Origin of the sequence: Mesorhizobium sp. M7A.F.Ca.US.007.01.2.1 (assembly GCF_003998165.1) — a bacterium.
Lineage (GTDB): Bacteria > Pseudomonadota > Alphaproteobacteria > Rhizobiales > Rhizobiaceae > Mesorhizobium > Mesorhizobium ciceri.
In genome coordinates this window covers 1-10,669 of record NZ_RZQP01000219.1, presented here as the reverse complement: position 1 = coordinate 10,669, position 10,669 = coordinate 1, and the positions used below count along the sequence as shown (strand labels likewise).

The 10,669-nt window shown below is 62.3% G+C and carries 7 protein-coding genes and 1 pseudogene; all 8 read right to left on the bottom strand.

The window, feature by feature from the left end; all coding sequences use genetic code 11:
* Positions 1-663, bottom strand: a pseudogene (locus EN949_RS28115) (hypothetical protein); the annotation flags it as partial.
* 10 nt (positions 664-673) lie between these two features.
* Positions 674-1,681 (bottom strand): PAAR-like domain-containing protein, encoded by a 1,008-nt coding sequence (locus tag EN949_RS28110; protein ID WP_127367055.1) that lies wholly within the window; start codon positions 1,679-1,681, stop codon positions 674-676.
* Positions 1,681-2,703, bottom strand: coding sequence for a 3-oxoacyl-ACP synthase (locus EN949_RS28105; protein ID WP_127367054.1), 1,023 nt, complete (start codon positions 2,701-2,703; stop codon positions 1,681-1,683). The genes EN949_RS28110 and EN949_RS28105 overlap by 1 nt, the downstream gene beginning before the upstream one ends.
* On the bottom strand, positions 2,700-3,797 hold the full coding sequence (locus EN949_RS28100) for a DUF2169 domain-containing protein (protein WP_127367053.1): 1,098 nt from the start codon (positions 3,795-3,797) through the stop codon (positions 2,700-2,702). Before EN949_RS28100 ends, EN949_RS28105 begins: the two co-directional genes overlap by 4 nt.
* Positions 3,797-4,324, bottom strand: a complete 528-nt coding sequence (gene tagF / locus EN949_RS28095; protein ID WP_127371557.1) for a type VI secretion system-associated protein TagF — start codon at positions 4,322-4,324, stop codon at positions 3,797-3,799. The genes EN949_RS28100 and tagF overlap by 1 nt, the downstream gene beginning before the upstream one ends.
* Positions 4,321-7,860: a type VI secretion system membrane subunit TssM gene (gene tssM / locus EN949_RS28090; RefSeq protein WP_127371849.1), complete on the bottom strand. Its 3,540-nt coding sequence runs from the start codon at positions 7,858-7,860 to the stop codon at positions 4,321-4,323. Before tssM ends, tagF begins: the two co-directional genes overlap by 4 nt.
* A gap of 1 nt (position 7,861) precedes the next feature.
* On the bottom strand, positions 7,862-9,184 hold the full coding sequence (gene icmH / locus EN949_RS28085) for a type IVB secretion system protein IcmH/DotU (protein WP_127371267.1): 1,323 nt from the start codon (positions 9,182-9,184) through the stop codon (positions 7,862-7,864).
* A 4-nt stretch (positions 9,185-9,188) separates the two neighbouring features.
* Positions 9,189-10,523 (bottom strand): type VI secretion system baseplate subunit TssK, encoded by a 1,335-nt coding sequence (gene tssK / locus EN949_RS28080; protein WP_013525301.1) that lies wholly within the window; start codon positions 10,521-10,523, stop codon positions 9,189-9,191.
* Positions 10,524-10,669 lie beyond the last annotated feature (146 nt).

Here is a 10,669-nt window from a genome sequence, read left to right as displayed (position 1 = left end):
GAACAGGCATATCCCATGCAGGTTGGTTTCGGTCAGCCGCAGTTCTTCCCAATCATCGCCGCGGCCACGGAAGAGCGCTCCTCCTTCGCCACACACCCATACGGTCGAGTCCGGCGTGGCAAACGTTGCTGTCAGGCGCCGGTTGGTAGGCAATTCGATGCGCTGCCAACGCGAGTCGGTCCTTCGCCAGAAGTGACCGGCTTGACCACAGACGTAGAGCGATCCGTCGGCTGCCTTTGATGCACCGTAGAGACGGTCGCCGAGCGGATCGGAGATCGCCGTCCAGGTTTTGCCGTTCCAGAGAAAGACTACGCCTGCATCGCCGACAGCGTAGACTTCTTGGTCCGAAAGGCCCCAGACAAAGGTGATGGCCCGTCCCTCCGACACGATCCGCGAAGTCAACCCGGATTCGGCGGACTCGTGCACCTCGCCCGAATCGTCGGCGATGTAGAGAATGCCCTTGTCGCTCCTCCAGAAATGAGTAAGCCAGGTGTGCAACTCCAGAATCTTCGCCCTGTTGGGCGTGGTCCCAGCACCGAGAAGATTGGTTACCCGAAAGATCTTCGACCAATAGTCCTCAGAATCGGTCTGCACGACCAGCGCGAGCAGCGATTCCTGATATTCCGGCGATGCGCAGTCACAGCTTGCGAAAAATTCGGTCATTGTCGTCCTCTTAACTGATGCCTGCAGCGCCGGGATCGGCAGGCGCGGCGTAGGACTTATGCGGAATTTTCACTGGGGTATCGTCATCCATCCCCAGTTCATCCTTGAAATATTTGTCGCACTCGACGCGCAAGCAACCCACGGCAGGATGCTCCTCGCCATTTGGACCGTCGTCGATTCGTGGTTTGAGGGCATCCTTCATCGCATCGAGATTGTCCTCCCGTGCATCTTTGTAGGTAGGATTCCAATTCGCGTCCGCTTTCCGCTTGGCAACCCAGTCACGCTTGGATTGCCGCTGCGATGCCGATTTTTCGCCGTGTTCAGTGCTCCGTCGACTTGCATCTTTCAGACATACGCAGGGCGCCTTGTTGATGTCGTAGGCTTTGTTCGGCCCTGCGGTCGGGATAGCCTCACCGAGGCGACCATCAGTGAAGCAGGCCGTCTGGATGATGTGGTCGGACTGCTCGAATGTAGCCTTGTTCGATCCTCCGGCACGATCTTCAGCCTCGCAGGGGCTGTCTTCATGCTTGTGAAACTTGAGCCCGAGAGCGGCCAGTATCTCGGCGCACGACGCTGTTGCCGGATTGACGCCGGCAATATGTGGCCAAGGCGGCGCGTTCGGCGGATCGGAAGCGTGGTTGTTGGTGGCGAGATCCGTCATGCGAATGACTGGTTCGCCGTCGAATTTTACGTTCGGCGACCATGACTTGAAGAACTCCTTACCAGTGTTCTTCGAAGTGATTACTCCCTTCTTGGCGGCGCAGCCGGCTTCCGTGCCGCTGGTTTTCGACAAATCCGACTTGTTCTTGATGTTGACCGTCTTGCCGCCGATTTTGACCGTTCCAGTACCATCTTCCGTATCGGAAGCCATGCCGAAACTGGGATAGGGAATCGGAACGCCGGGCGGCGTTGCGGGGTTTTCAGGCGGCGTGAAGCAAACGTCGGGAAAAGCCGCGATCGTCTTTGCGTCGACCGACTTTCCTGAAATCTCAAGGCCGTTTGCAAATACATCCGACATCAGGCCGCTCTTGCCAGGAAGACTGCGGCCCCGCAGGCACCAGAATCATTGGATGCGTCTATCAGTACCGGATTGCCGGCCGCATAGCCCTTGCGGGCTGCGGTATGTGCCATTCCCAACATGATCGGAACGACTGCCGCCCCCACATTGCCCAAGGATTCCCCCGGTGACCAAAGGTCCTGGAATTCGTTGCGGACGCGCTGCACACGTTGTGCTGCAAAGGCGTTTTGCTTGAACCAATACTGCTCGCCAATCAGGTCCGATATGCGGTATCCGATCAGACCCAGATCGATCCCTGTCTCTTTCAAGGCAATCCTATAGGCTTCAGCGAGGCCATCGCCCCGCAACGGCAAATCTTCTCGATTGTAGATGAAAGCCTTCTCGCGGGCCAATCCCAAACCCCTAAGTCGAAAGCCGCCTTTGTTGCCGCGCGCACACAACACGGCTGCTGCTGCTTCGCCTGGTATGAAGCCATTCGGATTGTCCGGGCTAAGCAGACGCGACTGGCCACCATAATGCGAAATGGCATCTGTGCTAAGATAGCTGTCAACGCCGACGATCATGACATAGGGCAACTCGTCCGACGCGAGAAATTTCCGTGTATGTTCAAGCGCGACGTGTCCGGACGGACGGCCATGCGCTATCACGCGCGAGCGGGAATGAGGGGCGACTTCGACCATCTCGGCGATTCTCCTCAACAGCCGTAGAGGATCGCGGATCGGGCGGCCTGGGCGATTGTCTTCGGCTAGGCATAAGATTAATGCCGTTTGACCTCGCGCCTCGGGTCTACTTTCAAAGGCTTCGCAAATAGCGCCGGCTGCAAGGTGCGCCATGCGCTTTTCGCCGATCCAGTTGCGCGGCAGCAGAACAGGTGCGCCTATCTGCGGCGCCCCGCCCCGCCCTATGAAACCGGTTTCCTGGAAACCGTCGAGTCGCGCGCGCATCGCAGCGCAGGCAGACGGCGCGTCGAGTCCTACCGCGGTCACCATGCCGACCGAGATGATATCGATCGCGGCGCTCATGCGTCCTCGGCCTCTTCTTTCGGCGCTGTGCCGGTGGCCCGGACATAGCTGCGGCCGGTGGCGCGCGCCCGCAGCATGGATTCCGTCGGCGGGCCGACCCAGCACTCGGTGAAATCAAGGATGGTTCGGTGGATGCGTTGCGACACGCGCCAGAGCAACGAGAAGCGGCGGTTCTCGGGATCGAACAGTACAGTGTCGGGCAGAAGCTGGCCCTCGAACGCTTTCTTCTGGCCCTTGAAAAAGGTCACCGGCAGCGCCGCCGGCGGTAATCGGAAGCTCTCGCGGCCGGCCGGCGTCAGGTTTATCAACTGCACGTCCTCTCCGCCCCTTGGGTGGTCGGTCTGCTGGTCCGGCGGCGCCATCTGGAAATAGCGCTCGTCGAAATCGGGCGGCAGGAACGGAAAAATATTGTCGATCCAATTCTGGTCGTAAGTGCCGCCGTATTCGATGCGTCCCGGCCAGCCACGGCCCATTGGCCCGAAACTCATCGGCTTGTAGTCGCCGAACGGCGTGCGGATATCCTCGCCGACAGCTTGCGTATTCGGCAGTCGCAAGCCGGGAATGAGCCGTTGGTTTCTGGTCCGCGACCAGCCGGTTCCGACCGGGTTGTATTTGTAGCTGGCGGGGTCCTCGGGGTCCAGCTTGTCGACGCCGCCCCAGGCGACGTCATAGGAGATCGGCAGTTTGAGGAAGGGTTGCGGCGACGTGGCGGCAAAGAGCGGGCCGATGGAGCGCCATTCGCGGTGACCGACGACCTCGAAGAGTTTCGACCAATTGCCCACCTTGATGCCGACCGGTACGCGCTCGGCGGGACGCCCACCCGGTGCGTAGGCAAAGCCATTGGCGATCACATCGCAGCGCGGCTTGCGGAAGGCGAAGTCTGTTTCCCACAGCGTCGCCGAATAGCCGGGCACACCGGTCTGGGTGTCGGCCATGACCAGCGGCACCTGCTCGGTCGACTTGCGCACAGGCCCGCCCGGCTCCGTAGGGAAATCGTAAGTACCCTTGACGACAACGACGATGTACTCACGAGCTTCCTTGTCCATGCCCATGGTGAATTCATGCGCAAAGCCGGTCTGGTTCCAGATCTGCATCAGCTAGTCTCCCAACTGGCGGCAAAGATCTGTTCCAGCGTCGCCTGCGGCGATTGCGGGTCGATGTCGAAAATATCCGAACGGGTGGTCCAAATCACCATGCCGCTGATGGCCTCGTCGCCCGGCTCGACAGTCGGCACGGGCAGGGCGCCCAGCGCGGCATCCAATCCGTCGGGCGTCAGATCGCCGCGCTGAGCGGCGAAGGCGGTCTCTTCGATGCTGGAAAACCACGCCTCGGCCTCAGTCAGCCGAACAGGGGCTTCAGCAAGCTGCGCAACAATGGTCAAAGGAAACTGCCTGCCAACTCTGTCGGCACTCTGCAAAATGATGCCGGCCGATGCGCCGAAGGAAGCCGGGCCTGCCAGGAAGCGGAGCGCGGTTGTGCTTGGCCAAAATTCCGAGCCCATCAGCGGGACAAGATGTTGCGCAAGCCAGCGGTCCCAGACGCGGACAAAATCCCCCGTCAGCCGCCGCGTCACGAAATCGCCGGTGGCAGGCATTTTGCCGTAAAAGCCGGGCAAGGTCATATCTGCGGCGGACATGTGAACTTCTTGAACATTTCGAGGTTGTACGGATTTTCGACGCTGGCGGCCTTGAGCTCGAAGTCGGCGTACATGCCTTTCGTGCCCAGACGCAGGCTGTAGACGTCGGTCAGCGAAGTGCTGGCGAAACGGCCACTGCGGAGCATCCTCAGCCACGCCCAACTGCCGGTTTCGTTGAGCATTATTTCAGGCGATCCGTCGATCGGCTGGAAGGCGAGCGAGATGACGCCCGTGCCGTCCTTTCCGGGCCATGTCATGGGTTGCGGCCGCGTTGCGTTGTTGTAGTAGACGAGGCTCTGGCCATCGAGATTGAGCGTGACGCGCGTGACGTTGGGAGACAGGTCCTTCGGTTCAAGCGTGAAGCTCATCACGGGTCCGCTGCCGCCCGCAAACAGATCGTCGCGGATATGCCTGGCCTGCTCGAATGCCGCCAAGGCCGAACCGTCAAGGCCGAAATCGGCGCGCCACTTCCACGGCTGGCTGGTCATGTCGACATAGTTGATCAGGTGGTCGTTGATGAAACCGTCGATCAGCCCGGCCGGTCCGAACAGCCTTGCGAAATCCCGCACGTTGACGTCCACCGCGCTCTCGGCGCTGAACGGATAGCGGTCGTTCAGCGCCGCCTGGCAGAAAGGCAGGATATCGGCCCGCCAGATGGCGTTGAGCTCCGAAGTGACCGCCTTCTGAGTCAAATTGCTGGTGTCGCCGGCAATCCCGCCCAGCCAACTGCTGATAGGGTCGGGCAGGATCTGTGCCTGCCGGGCGACCGCTCCCGTCAGTTCGGCAAGGCCGCCCTGCTTCTTGATGGCATCCTGCGGATTGGGGTTCGCGGTGACCGTCTGCAGCACGTTGGAAAGTGCGGTCAGCGCGACGACCGCAGCATCCAGTGCCGGCGGCTGGCCATCGACCTCGGCAATGGTGCTCTTGAGTGGTTTGAAATGCTCGGCCACAAGATTGCCGGTCAGGTCCACCTCGCTGGCCGAACCCGCCCGTGGCAACAGTTTTGCCCCTGTTTTCACTATCTTGCCAAGCTTGCCCAGTTTGCCGAGCAGTTTCGAGCCGCCTTTGGCTGCCGCCTTGTCATCTCCGGCGGGCGCGTCATCCGAACGGGTGAGCTCCGTCTCTTGCACCACTGCCGTCAGCAGGCGTTTCAGCGCGGAATCGGCGCTCGAAAGATCCTTGAGGTTCTCACTGGCGACGATGAGATCGGTCAATGGCGCGAGCCTCATGTCGCGCAGGAAGCTGTCCCATTGCGCGATATAGTCGTCATAGTAGAGCTTCAGAATATCCTCGGACAGCGCCGAGACCGAGGTTTCGGAGTTCTCTGAGCAGCCGCCAGCGAAAACGGCACGATCGAGCGCGGCCTGTGCGGCGACATCGTCGATGCGATCGAGAATGACGTCGTGGAAGCCGGCATAGGTGAAGGCGCCGGAAATGCCGACGCGAAGCGTCTTGGCGGAACGCCGCGCAAACACCTTGCCGCCGTTTGGGCCGGCGAAATTCGCCGGGACCCACTCCTTGAGCCCGGCCACTGCCGGATCGGCCAGCAACTGTTTGTAGGCGCGCGCCGGCAACGAAATGGTGCACACCGTTTTCAGCGCTTCGGCAACCAGGGCCTGGTCGGGCGCGACATAGCTCTCGTCGACCGTCATCCGGCGGATGGCGGCAAGCTGATGCTCTTCGGCATCGGCGGTCGGAAATGGTGCCGCGGCCGCGAATTCGGGCAAGCTGTTCGCCCACCAGTCTTGGGCGTAATCGGGATCCATCTGAGACAGGCCCGTCATCATGCGATAGGTTTTCAGCGCTCCGAGCATGAAATCCGGGTCGCGGATTTGCCGCCACATCGTCGCTTCGAGCAAGGCGATCATGCGCGGCTCAAGAACATTGCGCAGGGCATGATCGTACGTGTCGGTCTGCGCCCGCACCATTTCCGCGGAGGCCGATGGTCCCAGCAGATCCTGTGCGGCGCCAGGCGGTGCTGTCCGGGCGGTTGCGACCGCGTCCATCGCACCGAGCGCGCCGTCCATGGCGGGCTGCTCCACCGATGCCGGCGTTGCAGCGACGGAGGTCAGCGGCGTCTGCAGCGCTTCGAACTGGCCTGCCTGGGCCGTTATCGCGTTGCGGTTGTCAAAATAGGACCAGGTGAACAACCCGCCGGCCAACAATGCCGCCGCCGCGCAAGCGGCTGCCGCACCCCGCCAGATCCAGGCGCGGCGCCGTTGCGCCAGCGGATCGAACGTGCCGAGGCCCGCTTCCTTGAAGATGACTTCGGTCAGCAGGTTCTTCAGGAAGAAGCTGCGTTTTTCGACCCTTGGTGCGGGCAGCGCCCGTCGCGGCGGCAGGCCGAAGGACGAAGACAGCGCCGCGGTCAGCCGGTCGATGGGCGCTCCTTCCTGCGTCGCCGATGTCAGATAGAGCCCGCGCAGCCAGGCGACCTCTTCATACCGGCTTTCGCCGAACATTGCCTCGACCAGCACCTGTATCGGTTCGGACAGGCTTGCCAGTTGGGCGGGAAAGCGGAAAATCTCGGCACGGGCGGCGAGTTTGTCCTCATCTTCCAGCCGCGGCACCAGCCTCCGCTCAAGTTCCGTCGCCAGCGCGGAAATTTCCCGTTCAATGGTCTTGGCATCGACACGCGCTTCCAGCGCGAAGGTGGTCCCCCATACCTGCTCGCGCGAAGCCGTGGACAAGCCGCCGAAGAAAGCCTCGAAGCCCTTGATCAGATCGGCCTTGGTCAGCATCAGATAGACCGGAAGGCGGATTTCGAGCCGGTCGTTGAGTTCGGCCAACCGGCGGCGGATCTTGCGGCCGTGCGCCTTGATGGCTTCATCGCCCTCCCAAAGCACGTCGATCGAAAGCGCGACGATTACGCCATTCAGCGCGCGGCGTCCGCGGTGCTTTTTCAACAGGTCGAGGAAGCCCAGCCATTCAACCGCGTCCACATCGGGCTGGCTCTCCTGCTGGACATAACGGCCGGCCGTGTCGATCAGAACCGCATGTTCTGAAAAGAACCAGTCGCAGTTGCGCGTGCCGCCGACCCCCTGCAGGTCGTCGGTGAGGTCGATCGGAAAATTCAGCCCGGACTGCCGCAAGGCCGTGGTCTTGCCGGTGGCCGGCGGCCCGACGATCACATACCATGGCATTTCGCGCAGAAACTTTCGTCCGCCCAGCTTGCGGCGCTTCAGTTCGGCCATCACCTCGGCGAACTTGGCACCGACGGCCGCGACATTCTCTTCGCCGGGTCTGAGCGGCTTTTCCACCACCGGCGCGGCAATCTCGGCGACGAACATACGGTTGGCGCGGATCGCCCGGCGCTGGGCGACGATCAGCCAGATCAGCCAGAAGATGACCAGCAGCGCAATGATGACGATGCGCACGTTATCAGAGGCGAACGGTTCATAGGGACCGACCCTGACGATCGGACCGAACACCCAGATGACCAGGGAAAGCAGCGTGAGGCCGATCAGCGTCCATAGCCAGCGTGATGTCAGGACAGCCCAAAGGAAGCGCAGGATGAACATCTCACAGCCTCTTTTCGACAAGCACCTCGACGCGGCGGTTCAAGGCCCGCCCCTCGCGCGTGCTGTCGGTGGCGACTGGATCGGTGGCCGCGCGGCCCTCGGAATGGACGCGATCCCGCGGCACTCCGTTCTGGACCAGCATGTCGGCAATCGTCTGGGCGCGAGCCTCCGACAGTCGCTGGTTGGTCGACAGCGGATTGGTCTTTTGCAGGGGAACGCTGTCGGTATGACCGACGACGGTGATGTTTCCGATCAGCTCCTGGTTGGCGAGGATCACCTTGGCGAGCGACCCGATCAGGGGCTCGAAGCCTTCGGTCAGTTGTGGCCGTGACGACTGGAACAGTTCGGGATTGGAGGCCTGGATCGTCAGCTTGGCCAGCGAAACGCTTTCGGTGCCGCTGAGGGCGGATTTGAGGTCGGCGGGCGCCCCGGCCTGAAATTCCGGCAACAGCGCAAAATCCACCTTCTCCGGCGGCGGGGCATCGACTTTGGGCGACGTGCGGGTGATGTCGCCGCGCGCGGGCGGCGGCAGCGCGCGAACAAGTGCGGAGAGCTCGACCGCCTGGCTGCTCAGTGCCATCGAGAGCCCGACATGGATTGTCATGGCTGCAACCGCCGCACCGAGCGCCATGACCCAGATCGGAACGATGAAGCGCTGCGGCTCGTCAGATGCGATCACGCCTTTCCAGTTTGGCGACAGTGGCGCGCCTTCGGCGTCGGCATCGCGTAGGAAGCGTGCCGCCGCCACGCGAACGGCATTGAGCGAGCGGTCGCCGGATCGGGCCGACACGCGATATTTGCCACGAAAGCCAAGCGCCATGCATTGATACTGCAGTTCCAGCAATTCGCGATCACGGTTGGGATGGCGCTCGAGTTCGTCGAGACGGGTGAAGAACTGCGTGCCGGCATCGACATCGCCGCGCAGCATGACCACAAGCGGCTGCCGCGGCCAGGCGCTGGCGCCGCCCCATGGCGTGTTCAGGGCCAGATCGTCGAGCAACGCCGCCACCACCCAGGCCGCCTGGTCGGCGCGCTCCATTGAGGATCCGACCGACATAGCCGTGTCGCGTGCCCGGACCAGTTCTTCGAGCAATCGGGTACGCAATGCTTCCGGATTGTCCGGCGGCAGCGCACTTTCAAGCTCGGGACCGAATTCGAGCAAGGGCGCAAATGCGTTGACGAGTGCGTTCGGATGGGTGCGGGAGCGCTTTACCGACGCGCTCGGCAAAGGTGGCGCCATCGGCCGCGGCATCGGCGCGCCGGTCAATCGAATGCGGGTGCGTTCGCGATCCTCCGACAGTCCGAACGGATCATCGCGGCTCATGATCTCACCTGTTCACCGAATAGCAGTCCACCTGCGGCTCGCTTGGCAACACGCCCGAAACGCCGATGACGAAGCCGGGAGCGTCGAGCAGCGACGCCCAGTGCTCACTTTTCTGGTCCAGTTCCAGACATAACCGATCGCCATCGTAAGGAATCTCGCGCGGCTGGGAATGAAGCGGTTTCAGCGGAATGCCGGGCAAGCGCGATTTCCACAGGCCCTCGAACTGGTCGGCCGAGCCGACGGTTGCCTGATTGACGAATATCTTGCGCAGCGCGTCTTCCGACAACTCCGAACCGACCCGGATGACGATCCGGCTGGCCACCAGCAGCTTCGGATTGTCGATACGGATCTTCCAGACATTGGTCGAATGCCGCATGACAGGCAGCGCACGCGATTTCGGCTCGATGTAACGCAGGCTGAGGATGAGCGAGCGCAGCGCATCCGCCAGCGCCGAATAGGCGGGGCCAGGCGCCATGTGATCGTAGGCGGGCAACTCGCCCAGCCGCCGCGCGCTCGATCCGTAGGTCGCCATCGAACCGGCGAGACCGGCAAGTTCCAGGTAAAGCTCGGCTGGATGGAACACATCCTGAGCCAGCATGTGGGCCAGCCGCGGACGTGCCGCATTGGCGAGATTGAGCATCAGCAAATCTTCGACGCTGCGCCCAGGTCCGCCCATGACCATCTTGCCATGCGCCTCGGCGATCTGGTCGAGGCCGGTGACAACTTCCAGCAGCAATTGCCGGTACCAGGCCACGGCGCCCGTAACCAAGGTCGGTGGCAGGAAGGTCTCGTCCAGGGAGACGCCGCCATCGGCTCGAATCCCCTTGAGGTCGGCTATCGGCAAGGCCGTGTAGCCACCGACCGACTTGCCGGGTGCGAGCAGCAGCGCCTGCGGCCGGGCAATTTCGATTTCTTCAGGGTCTGAACCGCCCTGGACGGCGTCACGCACCGAAACGATCCGCCCATGATATCGCGCACCCGAGGCGGCAGCGTGTGCCGGATCGAAGCCGACACCGCCCGGAGGCTCCAGCGGCAAGGCGATCAGCACCGGTCCGGCGCCCGTGTCAGGGGTGACCGGCAGCGGTCGCGGCGCATCCATCATGTCCGGGATGGAAAAAGGTGTCCCATCCGGAAAGATGCCCCGCGCGGACAGGATCGAGATCTGGCCGGCTTCCAGCAACGCCTGGTCCAGCGTCAGCTGTTGGAAACCGAACGTATGCAATTGCCCGGCCTGCAACGCGCCGCGCACCGTCGCCTCGAAAAAGCGATCCTGCTGCTGGAAATGCTGGGTCCGCAGGAAAAGCCCTTCGGACCATAGCACCCTGTTTGCATTGCTCATGCCGCTACTCTCTGCATCGAGCTCCCCTTGCCCTTTGCCGCTAGGCGGAAATGCCGCCGCTGCCAAGCGTGACGTTGATCGTGAATTTCGATCCCGACGACACCGACTTAGTTGTCCGCCAGTTCCGGCCGCCGGGCTCGCGGATC

What these genes read in the sequence shown, in the direction of transcription:
- EN949_RS28100 (WP_127367053.1), bottom strand. Translation starts at nt 3,797, where the DNA reads ATGCAGATCTGGAACCAGACCGGCTTTGCGCATGAATTCACCATGGGC.
- EN949_RS28110 (WP_127367055.1), bottom strand. Translation starts at nt 1,681, where the DNA reads ATGTCGGATGTATTTGCAAACGGCCTTGAGATTTCAGGAAAGTCGGTC.
- tssK (WP_013525301.1), bottom strand. Translation starts at nt 10,523, where the DNA reads ATGAGCAATGCAAACAGGGTGCTATGGTCCGAAGGGCTTTTCCTGCGG.
- icmH (WP_127371267.1), bottom strand. Translation starts at nt 9,184, where the DNA reads ATGAGCCGCGATGATCCGTTCGGACTGTCGGAGGATCGCGAACGCACC.
- EN949_RS28105 (WP_127367054.1), bottom strand. Translation starts at nt 2,703, where the DNA reads ATGAGCGCCGCGATCGATATCATCTCGGTCGGCATGGTGACCGCGGTA.
- tssM (WP_127371849.1), bottom strand. Translation starts at nt 7,860, where the DNA reads ATGTTCATCCTGCGCTTCCTTTGGGCTGTCCTGACATCACGCTGGCTA.
- tagF (WP_127371557.1), bottom strand. Translation starts at nt 4,324, where the DNA reads ATGACCTTGCCCGGCTTTTACGGCAAAATGCCTGCCACCGGCGATTTC.